An 18472-nucleotide genomic window follows, 5' to 3' on the forward strand; every position below is an offset into this window, starting at 1 on the left:
AGTAGTTCCTGGATCCTGATCCCCATCCGGCAGTCCTGCCACCGGGGAAGTGTGTCAGGGCGTACGGCTGGGAGTCAGGCGCCAGGTTCTAGAAGAGTCCCGGAATCACCTCCTCCGTGGTGTTGGCGAACGAGGTCTCTTGTTCGGCGAGGTAGAGGTCCCAGGCCTCGGTGTCCCAGATCTCGACACGGTCGCCCGCGCCGATCACGGTGAGCTCACGGTCGAGGCCGGCATAGCTGCGGAGGTTGGCGGGGATGGTGATGCGGTTCTGGCTGTCGGGAGTCTCCGCACTGGCTCCGGAGGTGAACACCCGGAGGAAGTCGCGGCCCTGCTTGCTCGTAATCGGTGCCTGCTTGATCTTTTCGTGCAGTTCCTCGAACGCCCGGGTCGTGAAGACGTAGAGGCAGTGTTCCTGGCCGCGGGTCATCACGATGCCGGTGGACAGCTGCTCGCGGAACTTCGCAGGAAGGATGACGCGTCCCTTGTCGTCGAGCTTGGGGGCATAGGTCCCGAGGAACATTCATCACCCCTTCTCTTCCGGCCAAGTTCAGGTGTTACTCCACTTTACTCCACTTTGAACCACGAATACCGGAAATTGCACGATCAACGTGCTATTTCTTAGAAAAATACCAGATGAACAGGCTAACTCCGTGGTGGAGGGAAATTCGCCGCATGTCGCGATTCGCGGGCGATTTTGGGCACAAAAAAAGGGCCGATCAGTGATCGGCCCTGCTTTTGTTGAATTCAGGTCGTGCGGTGGAGGGTGTGGGTCAGTTGCCGTCCTGGCGTCGGTCCCAGCGGTCATTGAGGCGGTCCATGAACCCGCGCCCGGACTTGCCGGACCCCGAGGTGCGCGACCGGTTGGTTCCGGATGACGACTTGCCCGTGGACGAGAAGCCGGAGGAGGACAATCTGCGGGCGGCCTTGCCCGGTGATGTCGCGAGCAGGACTCCGGCGAACATGACCACGAAGCCGAGGATTCCGATCCAGAGCTGCTGCACCGCAACCCCGGCGATCAGTCCCCCGATACCGGCGACCACCGCGAGCACCCCGAGGGCGATCGAGCGGTAGTTCGGGCGGAGCGATGAACCGCCAACGGTCGCGACGAAGTCGGAGTCGTTGTGGTAGAGCCCGCGCTCCATTTCTTCAAGGAGTCGCTGCTCTTGTTCCGAAAGCGGCATCTTATTCCTCCTCTGTAGGATCACCGGTGAATCCCAATTCTAGCCCCGCCGCGATAGCTAGGCTAGGCGGGTGGCTGAAAGCAATCAACTGGTCGATCTGGTTCAAACTCGCATCGACGAATTCCTGAAAACCCGTCAACTCATTGTGACTACTGTCAGCCCGGATCTTAGCGCGCTGGTGAACTTCTCACGGCAGTTTCTCAGCGGTGGTAAGCGCTTCCGGGCGCAGTTCTGTCAGCGAGGCTGGCAGAGCGTCCCCGGCTCGGCCGCGCTGGATTCATCGCCGGTCATCGCGGCGGCTGCTGCCCTCGAAATATTCCATGCCGCAGCCCTCGTCCACGACGACATCATCGACAATTCGGACACCCGCAGGGGCTCGGCATCCGCGCACAAACTCTTCGAATCCCTGCATGCCGCAGGAGGCTGGGCCGGCGCTCCCGTCGAGTTCGGCAGGGCGTCCGCAATCCTGCTCGGGGACCTGCTCCTCGGGTGGAGCGACGAGCTCCTCGACGAGGGCCTCCAGGCCTCGGCCGATCCCGTCGCGGCCAGGCTCGGGCGCCACGAATTCAATCAGATGCGCACGGAGGTGACCGCCGGTCAGTATCTCGACATCCTCGAGGAACGGGCCTGGCTCGTGCAGCCGGAAGAAGAGCTGCTCGAGCGTGCCATGCGGGTCATCGTCTTCAAGTCCGCGAAGTACAGCGTCCAGGCTCCACTCGTCATCGGCGCAGCCCTCGCGGGCGCCGACACGGCCCATCTCGACGCGCTGCGCGCCTTCGGGCTTCCCCTCGGCATCGCGTACCAGCTGCGGGACGACCTGCTCGGAGTGTTCGGCGACGCGTCTGTCACCGGGAAGCCGAGCGGTGACGACCTGCGGGAGGGCAAGCGCACCGTGCTCATCGCGCTCACCAGAACCGCGCTCGAACCGGCCGCGCGGGACTACCTCGACGGACTCCTGGGAGACCCGGGACTCGATGCGGCCCAGATCCTGTCCCTGCAGGAACTCATCCGGGCCAGCGGAGCCGTCGAGAGTGTCGAGACCCTGATCACAGACCAGGTGGCGGATGCGCGCATCGCGCTGCACGCCTCTCCGATCGCCCCCGAGGTGCGGCAGCAGCTCGAGACGCTCGCCGAAACAGTGACGCGCCGCTCGTTCTGAGTGTCAGAACGCGGAAAGCTACGCGAGTGCCTGCGCGACGCGGCGGACCTCGGCCTTGCGACCGGCGAGGAGCGCCTGGATCGGCGGGACGCCGAGGCTGTCGTCGACCTCGAGCAGCCACTGCATGGCCTGCTCGTCGGTGAAGCCGTCGTCGGCCAGCACGATCAGGGTGCCGCGGAGTTCGGGCAGTGGGGTGCCGTCCTTGATGAATGCGGCCGGAACCGCGATCACGCCGTTGCGGCGGATCGCGAGGAGCTGCTTGTCATCGATGAGTTGGCGCACCCGGCTTTGACTGGTCCCGAGCAGGGTAACGAGGTCGGGAATGGTCAGCCAGGGTTGATCTGAAAACGAATCGGTCACGCTCCAAGCCTCCCATGATTCCCGGGCGACGACAAACACCGAATGCCCCGACGCGGGTTCGATGAGGCCCGGATGGGGGTCATTCCGATTGACTCCGGCGGTCATGTATGCCAGCGTTGAAGGTCGTGGACAAGTTAACGCTCGTGGACACGTTGAAGGTTGTAGCCAGTCTCAAGCTCGAACGGCAGTTTTCGGCTCGACAGCATCTGAGTGTCAGATCAATCTGAATGGAGCGTCATGACAGTACAGGCCAGCAGAATCGTCCGACCACCGACCGGGAGTGAGCCCGCCCCCGCCCGGCGCCACAAGTCCACCGGTGTCCGATCCCGCGCACTCGGCCTCTTCGCGGCCCTGCCGCTCGCCGTGGTCTGCTCGGTCGCCATCAGCCTCAACCTCGCCTCTCCCGCCCAGGCCGCAACCCTGAGCCGGAAGCCGCTCAAGGTCCCCGCCCAGCTGCCGGCATCCGCTCCCACCGGCGTCCCTGCGCAACGTGTTCAGTCCGAGGCGGCCCCGAGCCAGTACACGGTCGTCTCCGGTGACACCGTGAGCGGGATCGCGAGCCGGTTCGGCCTCTCGACCGCTGCCGTGCTCGCACGCAACGGCCTGAGCTGGTCGACGAAGATCTTCCCCGGCCAGCAGCTCACCCTCGCTGACGGCGCCGCCCCCGCGGCGGCCCCCGCGCCCACCCCGGTTGCGAGCGAGCTCACGCGCTACTCGATCGTGACGGGAGACACCATCAGCGGCATCGCCGCCGCACACGGCATCTCGGTCGCGGCCGCGCTGAGCGCCAACGGCCTCGACAGGGCCAGCATCATCTTCCCCGGTCAGTCCCTCGTGATTCCCTCCGGCTCCGCCCCTGCGGCGGCGGCCCCTGCGGTTGCGCTCGCCAGTGCGACGACGGCGGCCCCCGGCGCCCGGCACACGATCGCAACGGGAGAAACCGTGTCCATGATCGCAGCGGCCACCGGAGTCTCTATTCGTGCGATCCTGCAGGCGAACAACCTCGGCTGGTCGAGCATCATCTACCCCGGCCAGGAGCTCGCGATCCCGGCGGCCGCCGCGGAATCGGTCGCGGCCGCATCCGTCACCCCACTGCCCGCGCCGGCACCGGCACCGACCGCCGCTCTCGGCCAGGTGACCCCTCTCTCCGACGAGATGCGAGCCAACGCCCGGATCATCGTGGCGACCGGGCGTGCGGCCGGCGTGAGCGACCAGGGCCTCGTCGTCGCCCTCGTCGCCGCCGCCCAGGAATCGGGGCTGCGGAACGTCAACTACGGGGACAGGGATTCGCTCGGTCTCTTCCAGCAGCGACCGGGCAAGGGCTGGGGGTCGCCGGACCAGGTGATGGACCCCGTCCGCGCGAGCCTGGCGTTCTTCGGCGGCGCAGGGAACCCGAACCCCGGGGTCACCCGCGGACTCCTCGACATCGTCGGCTGGGAGGGGTTGACCGTCACCCAGGCGGCGCAGGCCGTTCAGCTCTCCGCCTTCCCCGACTATTACGCGAAGTGGGAGACCTCTGCCCGATCCTGGCTGGCAGAGCTCGGCTGATCAGCCGTGCTTTGCGAGTGTCCGGCAGCAGATCCGCCCGCTTCTCCCTAGACTCGACTGGTGAGCGATAGTCCTGCCGATCCGATGATCGGCCGTCTGATAGACGGCCGATATCAGGTGCGCTCGCGAATCGCGCGCGGCGGAATGGCGACCGTTTACCTCGCTACCGACCTGCGCCTCGAACGCCGGGTAGCACTCAAGGTGATGCACGGTCACCTCGCAGACGACAACGCCTTCAAGGCGCGATTCGTCCAGGAGGCCCGCTCGGCCGCACGCCTGGCACACCCGAACGTCGTCAACGTCTACGACCAGGGCCAGGACGCCGATATGGCGTACCTCGTCATGGAGTATCTGCCCGGCATCACCCTGCGCGACCTGCTCAAGGACTACGGGCGCCTCACGAGCGAACAGACCATCGACATCCTCGAGGCGGTGCTGTCCGGCCTCGCCGCAGCGCACAAGGCCGGCATCGTGCACCGCGACCTCAAGCCGGAGAACGTGCTGCTCGCGGACGACGGACGGATCAAGATCGGTGACTTCGGGCTCGCCCGTGCCGCCAACAACAACACCGCGACCGGGCAGGCACTGCTCGGCACGATCGCCTACCTCTCCCCCGAACTCGTCACGCGCGGCATCGCCGATGCCCGCAGCGACATCTACGCCCTCGGCATCATGACCTACGAGATGCTCACCGGCGAACAGCCCTACGTCGGCGAGGCGCCGATGCAGATCGCGTACCAGCACGCCAATGACACGGTGCCGATGCCGAGCCTGCGGGTCACGACCGTTCCGCACGAGCTCGACGAGCTTGTCAGCTGGGCGACCGCCCGCGACCCCGAACAGCGCCCCCGGGACGCGAAGGTCATGCTCGACCAGCTCCTCGACGTCGAGAAGCAGATGCGCCCCTTCGACGGTGACACCGGCGTGCAGCAGACCCTGCTGATGCCGAGCGCTGCCGCGGGTGCCCTCGCGGACGCGGACACCATGATCTTCGGCGCCGCGGCGCCCGTGGCCGGAGCGACGGCACTGCTGCCCGCACCCGTCGTGAAGCCGCCGGCCGACGCCGACCTGCTCAGCACGAAGACCCGCCGCCGCAAGGTCCGCGGGTACTGGCTGTTCACGCTGGTACTCCTGCTCGCCGGCCTCGCCGGCGGTACCGGCTGGTACTTCGGCAGCGGCCCGGGGTCGCAGGTCGAGGTGCCCTCCCTGATCTCGGTCGCCCCGGACGCGGCCGCCGCGCAGCTCGCCGAGCTCGGCCTCCAGTCCGCTCTCGCGCAGCAGTACAGCGGCACGGTTGCGGCAGGACTCGTCGCGAGTACCGACCCCGGAGAGGGCGGCCACGTCAAGAAGGGCAACGCGGTCACCCTCTACGTCTCGCAAGGGCCGCAGCCGATCACGGTTCCCCCGCTCGCCGGCCTCAGCACGGATGCCGCGAGTTCGACGATCACCGGGCTCAATGCCTTGGTCGGCACGGTCGACCAGGTCTTCTCCGGCGACGTCGCCTCCGGCATCGTGATCTCGGCGTTCCGGGAGAGCGACGGCTCGGAGGTCTCCCAGGGCGGCCCGTACTTCGAGGGTATGAAGGTCAACCTCGTCGCCTCGCTCGGCCCGGTTCCGGATGTCTCGGGCAAGTCGGTCAACACCGCGACCTCGCTCCTGAAAGACAAGGGGCTCGTCGCCACCACCGGCGACTCCGTCTACAGCGACACGATCGACGAGGGCGACGTGGTCAGCGCCGCTCCCCAGAAGGACGGCCCGGTCCGGGCGGGCGACACCTACGTGCTCACGACGTCGAAGGGTCCCGCGCCGATCCCGATCCCGAACGTCGTCGGCAAGCCGTGGAACGAAGGCAAGAAGATCCTCACCGACCTGGGGTTCAAGCTGAGTTATAACCTGGGCGCAGATGCGATCGCGCCGCTGCTCAACATCCTCTCCACGGACCCTGCGGCGGGAACGGCCGCGCCCAAGGGCAGCACGATCGCCCTCAAGCCGACGAACCCGTTCGGCTAGGGTCCCCCGCCGCCACCACTCGGCGCTGCGCGCCAGACCCGCCGCTCCGCTCCAGGCATGCCTGGCGCGAAACGGCGGACATGGCGCGCCCGGCTGTGACGCATCCGGCAGCACCCGGTCACGGGGCGAGAGTCGCCGTTCACGCCGGGTGTCGCCGCTCCGCCGGGTAGTTTCGGCGTGAACGGCGACACGCGGCGAGTAGCCGAGCGCGGGCGCGCGGCCAGTACAGGTGTGTGCGAGCGTCCGTGTGGCATGCCCGCAGCATCCGCTCGCGCGGCGAGAGTCGCCGGATACTCCGAGTGTCGCCGCTCTGCCGGGTACCCTCGGCGACAACAGCGACACTGGACGAGTGGCCGCGCACGCCCCACGGCCCAGACCGACCTCAGGCGCACACGAGCGTCCGGGTGGCTCGCCCGCAGCATCCGCCCGTGCGGCGACTGTCGCCGAATGCGCCGAGTGTCGCCGTTCCGCCGGGCACTTTCGGCGACAACGGCGACACTCGACGGGTGAGCACGCGCCCGGAGGGGCCCGGCCCGCTTTGGGCGCAGCGGCGCGGCGGGCACGCCTCCGGGTGGCGCGCCGGCGGCATCCGCTTGCCTCGCCCAGAGTCGCCGGATACGCCGAGTGCCGCCGTTCTGCCGGGTAGTTTCGGCGGGAACGGCGGCACTCGGGGAGACCGCTACGGGTCAGCGGGCGGCGAGCTCCTCGGCGACGAGGAAGGCGAGCTCGAGGGACTGCATGTGGTTGAGCCGCGGGTCGCAGAGCGACTCGTAGCGGGTGGCGAGGTCGGCCTCGTCGATGTGCTCGGAGCCGCCGAGGCACTCGGTGACGTCGTCGCCGGTGAGCTCGACGTGCACGCCGCCCGGGTGGGTTCCGACGGCGCGGTGGGCCTCGAAGAAGCCGCGCACCTCGTCGACGACGTCGTCGAAACGACGCGTCTTGTACCCGGTCGGCGTGGTGACGCCGTTGCCGTGCATCGGGTCGGTGATCCAGAGCGGAACGGCCTCGCTCGCCTTGATCGCCTCGAGGAGTGGCGGGAGCGCGTCGCGCACCTTGCCGGCTCCCATCCGGGTGATGAAGGTGAGGCGGCCGGGTTCGCGGTTCGGGTCGAGCTTGTCGACGAGACGCAGCATGTCGTCCGCCGAGGTGCTCGGGCCGAGCTTGACGCCGATCGGGTTGCGTACCCGGGACAGGAAGTCCACGTGGGCGCCGTCGAGGTAACGGGTACGCTCGCCGATCCAGATGAAGTGCGCCGAGGTGTTGTACGGGGTGCCGGTGCGGGAGTCGATCCGGGTCATCGGGCGCTCGTAGTCCATCAGCAGGCCCTCGTGGCTCGTGTAGAACTCCGTGCGACGCATCGCCTCGAAGTCCGCACCGCACGCGATCATGAACTTGATGGCCCGGTCGATCTCCTTGGCCACCTTCTCGTAGCGCTGGTTGGCCGGGTTCGCGGCGAAGCCCTGGTTCCAGCTGTGCACCTGGCGCAGGTCGGCGAAACCGCCCTGGGTGAACGCGCGGATCAGGTTGAGCGTCGACGCGGCCGTGTGGTAGCCCTTGACGAGGCGGGCCGGGTCGGCCTCGCGGGACTCCGGGGTGAAGTCGTAGCCGTTGACGATGTCGCCGCGGTAGGCGGGCAGGGTGACGCCGCCGCGGGTCTCGAAGTCGCTCGAGCGCGGCTTGGCGAACTGGCCGGCCATCCGGCCCATCTTGATCACGGGCATCGAGGCGCCGTAGGTGAGCACGACGGCCATCTGCAGCACGGTCTTGACCCGGTTGCGGATCTGCTCAGCGGTCGCGCCGCTGAAGGTCTCCGCACAGTCGCCGCCCTGGAGCAGGAAGGCGTGGCCGGCAGCGGCCTGGGCGAGTCGGTCGCGCAGGATGTCGACCTCGCCGGCGAAGACCAGGGGCGGCTGCGTCGACAGTTCTGCGGATGCCGCAGCGACGGCTTCGGAGTCCGGCCAGGTCGGCTGCTGCTTGATCGGAAGCGTGCGCCAATAGTCCAGACCGGCGATCACAGCTTCATCGGCCACAATGACGGGTTCGGTAGTGTCGACCACAGGACTATCTCTGTTTTCTCTTTGTTGGCACGCGGAGTGCGCACCAGGGGACTGGGCTGGTTCGAGCCGGGGTGGGATACGCGATCTTATCGCGAAAGACTGGCGCGCTTTTCCTTGACGCTCGTGGCGTACACGTCGACGTACTCCTGCTTGCTGAGCGCCTGGAGCTCGTACATCAGCTCGTCGGTCACGCTGCGGAGCACGAACCGGTCCCCCTCCAGCCCCTCGAAGCGGCTGAAATCGAGCGGCTTGCCGATGACGATCCCGATCCGACGGATCTTCGGGATCCGCGTGCCGGTCGGCATCGCCTTCTCGGTGTCGATCATCGCGACGGGGACGACGGGCACCCCGGCCTCGAGGAGCATCCGGGCGACCCCGGTGCGACCGCGGTACATCTTCGCGTCAGGGCTGCGGGTGCCCTCGGGGTAGATACCGAGCACGCCGCCGCCGGAGAGGATCCTCAGGCCCGTGTTGAGCGAGTCCTCCGAGGCCTTACCGCCGGAGCGGTCGATCGGCAGCTGGCCGGTGGCCTTGAAGAACTGCTTCGTCGCCCAGCCCTTGAGCCCGGTGCCGGTGAAGTATTCGCTCTTGGCGAGGAAGACCACCCGGCGCGGCACCACGAGCGGCAGGAACACCGAGTCGATGAACGACAGGTGATTGCTCGCGAGGATGACTCCCCCGGTCTTGGGGATGTTCTCGAGGCCGACCACCCACGGCCGGAAGAGCCCCAGAAGGAGGGGTCCGACGACAATGTTTTTCATGATCCAGTAGAACATCGGTCGCTCTTTTCTTGCGTCGGGCACAGCCTAGATCGGGAAGACGTGCTTCCGCGCGAGGTCTGCGGCACCGACAACTCCGGCATCGTTGACGAGTTGGGCAATCGCGAATTCCGCCTCGGGGTGGTAACCCCGCGCGGGAAGGTTTTCGAGGTACGCGGTACGGATCGGTTCGAGGAGCAGTTCGCCGGCGTCGGCGACTCCTCCGCCGAAGACGAAGATCTGCGGGTCGAGCACGGCCGCGAGGGATGCGCAGGCCTGGCCGAGCGCGTCGCCGAGCTGACGGAGGGCCGCGAGGGCCCCGGGGTCGCCGTCCTGGATCAGGCGGCCGACGTCCTTGCCGCTGAGCTTGCCCTTGCGGGCACGGGCGGATGCGAGGCCGAGGCCGATGCCACCGGCATCCGCCAGGGAGTTGGCGATGCGGAGCAGGGCCCTGCCGGAGCCGTACTGCTCGATGCAGCCCTGGGCGCCGCAGCCGCACGGGAGGCCGTCCGGGACGATGCGCACGTGGCCGAGCTCGGCGCCGCAGCCGAAGCCGCCGCGGAACAGGCGGTCGTTGGAGACGATGGCGCCGCCGACGCCGGTGCCGATCGTGAGGGTGACCATGTCGCTGTAGACCTGGCCGGCGCCGAAGCAGAATTCGGCCCAGCCGGCCGCGTTCGCGTCGTTCTCGATCAGGATCGGGAGGTTGAGCCGCTCTTCGAGGGTCGCCCGGAGCGGTTCGTTGCGCCAGTTGATGTTGGGGGCGTAGTAGACCGTGGACTGCGCGGAGTCGATGAAGCCGGCTGCCGCGACGCCTGCCGCGATGACGTCCTCACCGACGGCGAGTTTCTGGATCATCTCGACGACGGCGTCTTCGATGGCCCGCGGGTCCCCTGCGGTTGTGGGCGTGCGCTCGGAACGGAGGATGGTGCCGAACTCGTCGACGAGGGCTCCCGCAATCTTCGTGCCGCCGATGTCGATTCCAATGGCGTGCACAGCCGGCCTCTTTCGTCCATAGTCTCGGGCATCCGCCCAGCTCAGCACACAATTATGCTGAGGCGTCCCTCTAGAGTGTACTGAGCCGCGGCGCTGCGAGTCGAAACGACTGCTCCGCATGTCGCCCGGCTAGAGTGTGCACATCCGCCCGGTACCAGAGGAGTTGCCGTGAAACAGTTCGATATGCCCGCAGTCGTCCCAGCCGACCCAGGGGCGAACATCACCGATCTCCTCGTGGATCGCCTCGCCGCCACCCCGGATTCCGTGCTGTTCTCGGTTCCCCGCGGTGCCGGTTGGGCCCCCGTGACGACGTCCGAATTCCACCGTCAGGTCGTGAGCCTCGCCAAGGGGCTCGTCGCAGCAGGCATCGAGCCCGGCGACAAGATCGGCCTGATGTGCAAGACCCGCTACGAGTGGACCCTCATCGACTTCGCGACCTGGTTCGCCGGCGCCGTCCTGGTCCCGGTCTACGAGACCAGCTCTCCGACCCAGATGCAGTGGATCCTCGGCGATTCCGGCGCCTCCGCCGTGATCCTCGAGACCGCGGACCACTTCGCCAAGTTCGACGAGGTGCACCCCGACCTCCCGGACATCGGAACCGTCTGGCAGATCGACCTCGGCGACCTCGCGAAGATCGTCGCGGGAGGCGTGGACGTTCCGGATGCCGAGATCGAGCGCCGTCGTCGCCTCGCGACCGGCGCCGACATCGCGACCCTGATCTACACCGCGGGGACCACCGGCCGGCCGAAGGGCTGTGTGCTCACGCACTCGAACTTCGTCGAGACCTCGCGAAACGCGGGGATCGCCCTCTCGGGCGTCCTCAACCACGAGGACGGCGCATCCACCCTGCTGTTCATCACGACCGCGCACGTCTTCGCCCGGTTCATCGCGGTGCTGTGCGTGCACGGGAACGTGCGGGTCGGGCACCAGCCGGACACCCGGCAGCTGCTGCCCGCGCTCGCGTCGTTCAAGCCCACGTTCCTGCTCGCGGTGCCGCGGGTGTTCGAGAAGGTCTACAACTCAGCGGAGCAGAAGGCGGAGGCCGCCGGTCGCGGCAAGATCTTCGAGGCCGCCGCGCACCTCGCGGTCAAGCACTCGAAGGCCCTCGCAGAGGGAACCCCGGTGAGCCTCTCGATGAAGATCCGGTTCGCGATCTTCGACCGGCTCGTCTACAGCAAGCTCCGCACGGCCATGGGCGGCAAGGTGCGCTACGCCGTCTCCGGCTCCGCCCCGCTCGGCGAGTTCCTCGGCCACTTCTACCACAGCCTCGGCATCAAGATCCTCGAGGGCTACGGCCTCACCGAGACCACGGCACCCGCCACGGTCGGCCGCACCGACCAGTTCAAGGTCGGCACCGTCGGCCCGCCCCTTCCCGGTGTTTCGATCCGCATCATGGACGACGGCGAGATCGAGGTCAAGGGCGTCAACGTCTTCAAGGAGTACTGGCACAACCCCGAGGCGACCCAGGCCGCCTTCGACGACGGCTGGTTCCGCACCGGCGACATCGGCGACTTCGACGCCGACGGCTTCGTCACGATCACGGCCCGCAAGAAGGAGATCATCGTGACCGCGGGCGGCAAGAACGTCGCGCCGGCCGCGCTCGAGGACCCGATCCGCTCCAACCCCCTCGTCGGCCAGGTCATCGTCGTCGGAGACCGCAAGCCGTTCATCGCGGCGCTCGTCACGCTCGACCCCGACATGCTCGCGGTCTGGCTGCACAACAACGGCGAGGATGCCTCGATGTCGATCGCCGAGGCGGCGCTCAACCCGGCGGTGCTCGCCGAGGTGCAGCGCGCCATCGACCACGCCAACTCGCACGTGTCGCGGGCGGAGTCCATCCGCAAATTCGTGATCCTCACCGTCGAGCTCACCGAGGACAACGGCTATCTCACGCCCAAGCTCAGCATCAAACGCGACGTGATCCTGCGGGACTTCGCCGCGACGATCGAGGGCATGTACCAGGGCGTGCCCGTCGTCACCGAGCAGAACCCGGTGGTGCGCTGACGGTCGGTCAGAACCAGTCGGACTCGCGGATCTCCTTCATGGCCGCCCGGCGGTTCTCCTTGTCGAGTTTGTCGATGTAGAGGAAACCGTCGAGGTGGTCGGTCTCGTGCTGGAGGGCCTGGGCCATCAGCCCGTCTCCGGCGAGCTCGACGGGTTCACCGGCGAGGTCGATCCCGGTGACCCGGGCGAACGGGTAGCGCTTGGTCGGGTACCACAGGCCGGGGACGGACAGGCAGCCCTCCTCGACGAGGGCGGGTTCCCCGGAGACCTCGACGACGACGGGGTTCAGGATGTACCCGATCACGCCGTCGACGTTGTAGCTGAACGCGCGCAGGTTCACGCCGATCTGGGCTGCGGCGACCCCGGCGCGGCCCGGCAGGCGCACGCTGTCGAGAAGGTCGACGACGAGCCGGGTGACCCGGTCGTCGATGGTCTCGATCGGCGCGGACACGGTCTTCAGCACGGGATCTCCGAAGAGACGGATCTGGCGCTCAGGCACAGGAAAACTCCAAGTCAGTTGGTGCGGGCAAGTCGGTTGGTCTATGGCGTGTCACGCGCCGCGGTGCGCGGGAAGGCCCTCGACCACGAGAGCGGCGAGGGTGCGCGCGGCGAGCCGGGTGATCGGCTTGAGGTCCGCCCACGAGATGACGCTCCCCGCCGCGAGCTGCGGGTCGTAGGGAATGCGCACGATCTCGCGGACCCTCGACCGGAAGTGCGACTCGATCTCCTCGAGCTTCACAAGGTTGGTGCCCTGGGTGGCGGTGTTGAGCGCGACGATCGAGTTGCGGACGAGGTCGCCGTAGCCGTTGGCGTCGAGCCAGGTCAGGGTCTCGGACGCGAGGCGGGCTTCGTCGACGCTGCCGCCGGAGACCACCACGATCGAGTCTGCACGCTGCAGCGTCGCCCGCATCACGGAGTGCACGATCCCGGTGCCGCAATCGGTGAGCATGATCGAGTAGTACCGGGCCGCGAGGTCGGCGACGACGTTGTAGTCGTCCTCGTCGAAGGCTTCGGACAGCAGCGGGTCGGTGTCGGAGGCGAGGATGTCGAGCCGGGTCGCGTCGCGGGACACGAGCGAGGAGAAGTCGGTGAAGCCGCCGATGGACGCGGCCTTCGTGACGACGTCCCGCACGGTCGACCTGGTCTGCTTGCTGACCCGTTCGGAGAGGGTGCCGCGGTCCGGGTTGGCGTCGACGGCGATGATGCGGTCTTCGCGCGCGTCGGCGAGGGCCATCCCGAGCAGGGCGGTGACCGTGGTCTTGCCGACCCCGCCCTTGCGGGTGAGGATCGGCACGAACCGGGTGCCGCCGTCGAACTCCTTGCGGATCAGGGCGTCCATGTCCTTGTGCGCGCGGACCTTCGCCGAGTCGCCGAGGTTGACGAGGTGCAGGGTCACGGCGTAGACGAAGGCGTTCCAGCCTCCGTGGGGCGGCGGCTGGGTGCGGCGATTGACCGCGAGCAGGCGTTCGGACGTGAGCATGGACGCCGATTCGGGGAGGACGGCGCCATCCGGGCGCAGGCGTTCCCTGCGGGACTGCGTCGCGGCATCCGCCTGGGCGGCCTGGGCGGGGCCGGAGAGCGACTGCACGGCCCCGGCCGCGGCGGCGCCGAGGCGCTCGCCCCTGTCTGCGCGGTCGTTCCGGGTGGCACGGTCTCCCGCCGCCACGCGGATGCCCGGCCCGGTGTTGATCTCGACGGTGTGGGTCGCGGGGCGGGCGGCGTCGCTCCCGCCTGCGGGGCTGCCGCTCCCGATCGCCGTCGTCGCGAGGGGTGCCGCAGCGAGCCCCGCGGGGAGCGCGGCGGCCAGGTTGTCGATCGTGTGCGGCGGCAGCTCGCTGTTGTACTCGTCACCGGGCTGCGCGTCTCCGCCGCCCGTCGAAGAGATCCCGGTGTCCGTGCGCTTTTCCGGCACCACAGTCCGTCCCTTCGTCGTGAAAAAATCGGCCCGGCCTGGGCCCCCGACCGGGCGGCGCCACTGTGGGTGCCGACCGATCGACCTTCAGCCTAGCGCGGGCGCACAACCACGAGCAGGTCGCCCGCGTCCACCTGCTGCGTCTTGGGGATCGCCACCCGCTCGACGATGCCGGCGATCGGGGAGGTGATGGCCGCCTCCATCTTCATCGCCTCGATGGATGCGACGGCCTGGCCGGCCTCGACGGTCGCGCCCTCCTCAACCTGCAGAGTGACCACCCCGGAGAAGGGAGCCGCCACCTGGCCCGGCCGGTTCGCATCCGCTTTCTCTGCGGCCTTCGTGCTCACGGTGATGCCGCGGTCGCGCACGAATACGGGACGCAGCTGGCCGTTGAGCGTGGTCATGACGGTGCGCATGCCCTTGTCGTCTGCCTCGCCGATGGCCTCGAGGCCGACGTAGAGGCGAACGCCCTTGTCGATCTCGACCGAGTGTTCGATGCCCTGCTGCAGCCCGTTGAGGTAGTCGACGGTGTCGACGACGGAGAGGTCGCCGAACAGCTCGCGGATCTGCTCGAACTGGCGGGTCGGGCCGGGGAAGAGCAACTGGTTGAGCATCGAGCGACGGGTCAGGCTGTCGCCGTCGAGCGCTTCGCGTTCCGGCGCGGTCAGCTCGGTGACGCCGATGTGGATGCTGCGCCCGGCGAGCACCTTGCTGCGGAAGGGCTCCGGCCAGCCGCCGGGCAGGTCGCCCAGTTCGCCGGCCATGAAGCCGATCACGGAGTCCGGCACGTCGTAGTTGCCGGGGTTCGCCGCGAAGTCGGCCGGGTCGGCCCGGACGGCGGCGAGGTAGAGGGCGAGGTCGCCGACGACCTTGGACGAGGGCGTCACTTTGGGAACGCGGCCCAGGATCTGGTTCGCGGCGGCGTACATGTCCTCGATGAGCTCGAAGTCGTCGGCGAGGCCGAGGGCGACGGCCTGGGTGCGGAGGTTGGAGAGCTGGCCTCCGGGGATCTCGTGGCTGTAGACCCGGCCGGTCGGGGCGCGGAGTCCCGATTCGAAGGGGTGGTAGACGCGGCGCACGTCTTCCCAGTACGGTTCGAGGTCGCAGACGGCCTTGAGCGAGATGCCGGTGTCGCGCTCGGTGTGGGCGAGCGCCGCGACGAGCGAGGAAGCAGACGGCTGGCTCGTGGTGCCGGCCATCGGTGCGCTCGCGACGTCGACGGCGTCGGCTCCGGCGCGCGCGGCGGCGAGCAGGGTCGCGAGCTGGCCGCCGGGAGTGTCGTGGGTGTGGACGTGCACGGGGAGGGGGAAACGTTCGCGGAGCGCGCCGACGAGCTTCTCGGCGGCGGCGGGGCGGAGCAGCCCCGCCATGTCCTTGATCGCGATGATGTGCGCGCCGCTGTCGACGATCTGCTCCGCGAGGCGCAGGTAGTAGTCGAGCGTGTAGAGGTCTTCCGCGGGGTCGAGCAGGTCGCCGGTGTAGCAGAGTGCCACCTCGGCGATGCTCGTGCCGGTGCCGAGGACGGCGTCGATCGCCGGGCGCATCTGGGTGACGTCGTTGAGGGCGTCGAAGATCCGGAAGATGTCGACGCCCGTGTCGGACGCCTCACGCACGAAGGCGTCGGTGACCTCGGTCGGGTACGGCGTGTAGCCGACCGTGTTCCGGCCGCGGAGCAGCATCTGCACGTTGATGTTGGGGAGCGCGGCACGCAGGGCCGCGAGCCGCTCCCACGGGTCCTCGCCGAGGAAGCGCAGCGCGACGTCGTAGGTCGCACCGCCCCAGGCCTCGATCGAGAGGAGCTCCGGCGTCATCCGGGCGACGTACGGCGCGACGGCGACGAGGTCCCGCGTGCGCACCCGGGTCGCCAGGAGCGACTGGTGGGCGTCGCGGAACGTGGTGTCCGTCACGGCGAGTGCGGTCTGTGCACGGAGTTCAGCGGCGAAACCGGCCGGGCCGAGCAGCTGCAGCCGCTGGCGTGAGCCGGCGGGGGCCGGGATCGCGAGGTCGAGCTTCGGAAGCTTCTCCGCCGGGTTCAGCAGCGTGATCGGGACCCCGTTGGGCTTGTTGACGGTGACGTCGGCGAGCCAGTTCAGGATCTTCGTTCCGCGGTCCTTGGAGACGCGGGCGCGGAGCAGGTCCGGGCGCTCGTCGATGAAGGAGGTGCTGAGGTCGCCGGCAGCGAAGCCCGGGTCTTCCAGCACGGCCTGGAGGAAGGCGACGTTCGTGGAGACGCCGCGGATGCGGAACTCGGCCAGTGCCCGCTTCGAGCGCGTGACGGCCGCGGTGAAGTCGCGACCGCGGCAGGTGAGCTTCGCGAGCATCGAGTCGAAGTGCGGGCTGATCTGCGCGCCGGGGTTGATCGTTCCGCCGTCGAGGCGGATGCCTGCCCCACCGGGTGAGCGATAGGTCGTGATCTTCCCGGTGTCCGGCCGGAATCCCATGGTCGGGTCTTCCGTGGTGATGCGGCACTGGAGCGCCGCGCCGCGCAGGTGGATCTGGTCCTGGAGCAGCCCGAGTTCCGCGAGGGTCTCCCCCGCGGCGATACGGATCTGGGCGACGACGAGGTCGACGTCTGTGACCTCTTCCGTCACGGTGTGCTCGACCTGGATCCGCGGGTTCATCTCGATGAAGACGTGCTGGCCCGCGCGCTCCCCGACGGTGTCGAGCAGGAACTCGACGGTGCCCGCGTTGACGTAACCGATGGAGCGGGCGAATGCGACGGCATCCGCGTAAAGACGGGTCCGGATCTCGTCGCTGAGGTTCGGTGCTGGCGCGATCTCGATGACCTTCTGGTGGCGGCGCTGCACGGAGCAGTCCCGCTCGAAGAGGTGCACGGTCTCGCCGGTCGAGTCGGCGAGGATCTGGACCTCGATGTGCCGGGGACGGAGCACGGCCTGCTCGAGGAACATGGTCGAGTCCCCGAAGGCACTGTTGGCCTCGCGCATGGCCTCCTCGAGGGAGCCGCGCAGGTCGTCCATGCTCGCGACACGGCGCATGCCGCGCCCGCCTCCGCCGGCGACAGCCTTCGCGAAGATCGGGAAGCCGATGTCCGCAGCGGCGGCCATGAGCTCGTCGAGGTCCTTCGAGGGGGCGCTCGACTTGAGCACGGGGACGCCGGCGGCGATCGCGTGCTCCTTGGCGGTGACCTTGTTGCCGGCCATTTCGAGCACGTGCTCGCCGGGGCCGATGAAGGTGATACCGGCCTCACGGGCGGCGAGTGCGAGCTCCGGGTTCTCGGAAAGGAAGCCGTAGCCGGGGTAAATGGCGTCGGCGCCACTCTCGACGGCGACCCGGATGATCTCGCTCACGGTCAGGTAGGCGCGGACCGGGTGCCCGGGTTCGCCGATCTGGTACGCCTCGTCTGCCTTCAGGCGGTGCAGGGAATTCCGGTCTTCGAACGGATAGACGGCGACGGTTTTCGCGCCGAGCTCATACGCTGCACGAAACGCGCGAATCGCGATTTCTCCGCGGTTGGCAACAAGAATTTTCGTGAACATGCAGACCTTTCAGGAGGCGACGGGCACACAGCTGGCGGTTAGGTTCTCTAAGACTAGTGAAGGTAACGTATCTACTTGTGCACGTACTAAGCGTTAGCTCCCTCAAGGGAGGAGTAGGCAAGACCACAGTGACCCTGGGTCTGGCTTCTGCTGCCTTCGCCCGCGGCGTACGGACCCTGGTCGTCGATATCGACCCGCAATCGGACGTGTCGACCGGCATGGACATCGAGGTCGCCGGCCACCTGAACATCGCCGACGTCCTCGCCTCCCCCAAGGAGAAGATCGTCCGCGCCGCCATCGTTCCGAGCGGTTGGACCCGCGGCCAGCAGGGCACGATCGACGTCATGATCGGCAGCCCGTCCGCCATCAACTTCGACGGGCCGCACCCGAGCATCCGGGACATCTGGAAGCTCGAAGAGGCCCTCTCCACGGTCGAGAAGGACTACGACCTGGTCCTCATCGACTGCGCTCCCTCCCTCAACGCCCTGACCAGGACCGCGTGGGCGGCGAGCGACCGCGTCGCCGTCGTCACCGAGCCCGGTCTGTTCTCCGTCGCCGCCGCCGACCGCGCCCTGCGCGCGATCGAGGAGATCCGCCGCGGCCTCAGCCCGCGCCTGCAGCCGCTCGGCATCATCGTGAACCGGGCCAGGATCGCGTCCCTCGAGCACCAGTTCCGGATCAAGGAACTGCGGGACATGTTCGGCCCGCTCGTGCTGAGCCCCCAGCTGCCGGAGCGCACGTCGCTGCAGCAGGCGCAGGGCGCCGCGAAGCCGCTGCACACCTGGCCGGGCGACAGCGCGCAGGAAATGGCACGCTACTTCGACCAGCTGCTCGAACGCATCCTCCGCACCGCGCGCATCGGCGAGTACGCGGAGCAGCGCTAGCCTCCTCAGGTCCTCTCGGCTCCCCCAGTCCGGGGTGTTTTCCGACGCTCAAGGGCGGACGAAACACCGTCCCAGGCAACACGAAGGTGCTTCTTCCGCGCCTCAG

Annotated in this window: 14 protein-coding genes; 5 read left to right on the top strand and 9 right to left on the bottom strand. The window is 68.3% G+C overall.

From position 1 onward, the window contains the following. Positions 1–88: 88 nt before the first annotated feature. Positions 89–520, bottom strand: coding sequence for a division/cell wall cluster transcriptional repressor MraZ (mraZ, locus tag MQH31_RS12445; RefSeq protein ID WP_243012310.1), 432 nt, complete (start codon positions 518–520; stop codon positions 89–91). A gap of 250 nt (positions 521–770) precedes the next feature. Then, positions 771–1181 (bottom strand): SCO2097 family morphological protein, encoded by a 411-nt coding sequence (locus MQH31_RS12450; protein ID WP_134533324.1) that lies wholly within the window; start codon positions 1179–1181, stop codon positions 771–773. A gap of 70 nt (positions 1182–1251) precedes the next feature. Between MQH31_RS12450 and MQH31_RS12455 the strand changes: the two genes are divergently transcribed. Next, a complete protein-coding gene (locus tag MQH31_RS12455) occupies positions 1252–2340 on the top strand; it encodes a polyprenyl synthetase family protein (protein WP_134533322.1) in 1089 nt (362 codons plus the stop codon). 18 nt (positions 2341–2358) lie between these two features. Here the strand turns inward: MQH31_RS12455 and MQH31_RS12460 are convergent, their stop codons facing one another. Continuing rightward, the gene (locus MQH31_RS12460; RefSeq protein WP_134533320.1) at positions 2359–2700 is read right to left on the bottom strand and encodes an Rv2175c family DNA-binding protein; all 342 of its coding nucleotides are present in this window, start codon (positions 2698–2700) and stop codon (positions 2359–2361) included. 237 nt (positions 2701–2937) lie between these two features. Here MQH31_RS12460 and MQH31_RS12465 point away from each other — a divergent pair, with 237 nt between their 5' ends. After that, on the top strand, positions 2938–4248 hold the full coding sequence (locus MQH31_RS12465) for a muramidase family protein (protein ID WP_243012311.1): 1311 nt from the start codon (positions 2938–2940) through the stop codon (positions 4246–4248). 60 nt (positions 4249–4308) lie between these two features. Beyond that, positions 4309–6258 (top strand): Stk1 family PASTA domain-containing Ser/Thr kinase, encoded by a 1950-nt coding sequence (gene pknB / locus MQH31_RS12470; protein ID WP_243012312.1) that lies wholly within the window; start codon positions 4309–4311, stop codon positions 6256–6258. Between the two features lie 686 nt (positions 6259–6944). Here pknB and MQH31_RS12475 read toward each other — a convergent pair. From MQH31_RS12475 to MQH31_RS12485, 3 genes are all read right to left on the bottom strand, one after another. After that, complete coding sequence (locus MQH31_RS12475) at positions 6945–8315, bottom strand: class II 3-deoxy-7-phosphoheptulonate synthase (protein ID WP_372488153.1); 1371 nt, start codon at positions 8313–8315, stop codon at positions 6945–6947. Positions 8316–8401: 86 nt separating this feature from the next. Next, positions 8402–9091 (bottom strand): lysophospholipid acyltransferase family protein, encoded by a 690-nt coding sequence (locus tag MQH31_RS12480; RefSeq protein ID WP_243012313.1) that lies wholly within the window; start codon positions 9089–9091, stop codon positions 8402–8404. A 30-nt stretch (positions 9092–9121) separates the two neighbouring features. Next, the gene (locus MQH31_RS12485) at positions 9122–10069 is read right to left on the bottom strand and encodes an ROK family glucokinase (RefSeq protein ID WP_243012314.1); all 948 of its coding nucleotides are present in this window, start codon (positions 10067–10069) and stop codon (positions 9122–9124) included. A gap of 168 nt (positions 10070–10237) precedes the next feature. Between MQH31_RS12485 and MQH31_RS12490 the strand changes: the two genes are divergently transcribed. Next, positions 10238–12073, top strand: coding sequence for an AMP-dependent synthetase/ligase (locus MQH31_RS12490; protein ID WP_134533312.1), 1836 nt, complete (start codon positions 10238–10240; stop codon positions 12071–12073). Positions 12074–12080: 7 nt separating this feature from the next. Here MQH31_RS12490 and def read toward each other — a convergent pair whose 3' ends face one another. From def to MQH31_RS12505, 3 genes are all read right to left on the bottom strand, one after another. After that, positions 12081–12572: a peptide deformylase gene (gene def, locus MQH31_RS12495; protein ID WP_134533310.1), complete on the bottom strand. Its 492-nt coding sequence runs from the start codon at positions 12570–12572 to the stop codon at positions 12081–12083. Positions 12573–12623: 51 nt separating this feature from the next. Continuing rightward, the gene (locus MQH31_RS12500) at positions 12624–13988 is read right to left on the bottom strand and encodes a MinD/ParA family ATP-binding protein (protein ID WP_243012315.1); all 1365 of its coding nucleotides are present in this window, start codon (positions 13986–13988) and stop codon (positions 12624–12626) included. Between the two features lie 89 nt (positions 13989–14077). Next, entirely contained in the window at positions 14078–17482 is a 3405-nt protein-coding gene (locus MQH31_RS12505; protein ID WP_243012316.1) for a pyruvate carboxylase, read from the bottom strand. A gap of 77 nt (positions 17483–17559) precedes the next feature. On the opposite strand from MQH31_RS12505, the gene MQH31_RS12510 reads away from it, so the two are divergent. Continuing rightward, the gene (locus MQH31_RS12510; RefSeq protein WP_134533306.1) at positions 17560–18366 is read left to right on the top strand and encodes a ParA family protein; all 807 of its coding nucleotides are present in this window, start codon (positions 17560–17562) and stop codon (positions 18364–18366) included. Positions 18367–18472 lie beyond the last annotated feature (106 nt).

The sequence above is a fragment of the Cryobacterium zhongshanensis genome, from assembly GCF_022760445.1.
GTDB classification, from domain to species: domain Bacteria; phylum Actinomycetota; class Actinomycetes; order Actinomycetales; family Microbacteriaceae; genus Cryobacterium; species Cryobacterium algoricola.

Excerpts from the sequence above, each read along its gene's own strand:
- MQH31_RS12480 (WP_243012313.1), bottom strand. The coding sequence starts at position 9,091 with ATGTTCTACTGGATCATGAAAAACATTGTCGTCGGACCCCTCCTTCTG.
- MQH31_RS12450 (WP_134533324.1), bottom strand. The coding sequence starts at position 1,181 with ATGCCGCTTTCGGAACAAGAGCAGCGACTCCTTGAAGAAATGGAGCGC.
- mraZ (WP_243012310.1), bottom strand. The coding sequence starts at position 520 with ATGTTCCTCGGGACCTATGCCCCCAAGCTCGACGACAAGGGACGCGTC.
- MQH31_RS12505 (WP_243012316.1), bottom strand. The coding sequence starts at position 17,482 with ATGTTCACGAAAATTCTTGTTGCCAACCGCGGAGAAATCGCGATTCGC.
- MQH31_RS12465 (WP_243012311.1), top strand. The coding sequence starts at position 2,938 with ATGACAGTACAGGCCAGCAGAATCGTCCGACCACCGACCGGGAGTGAG.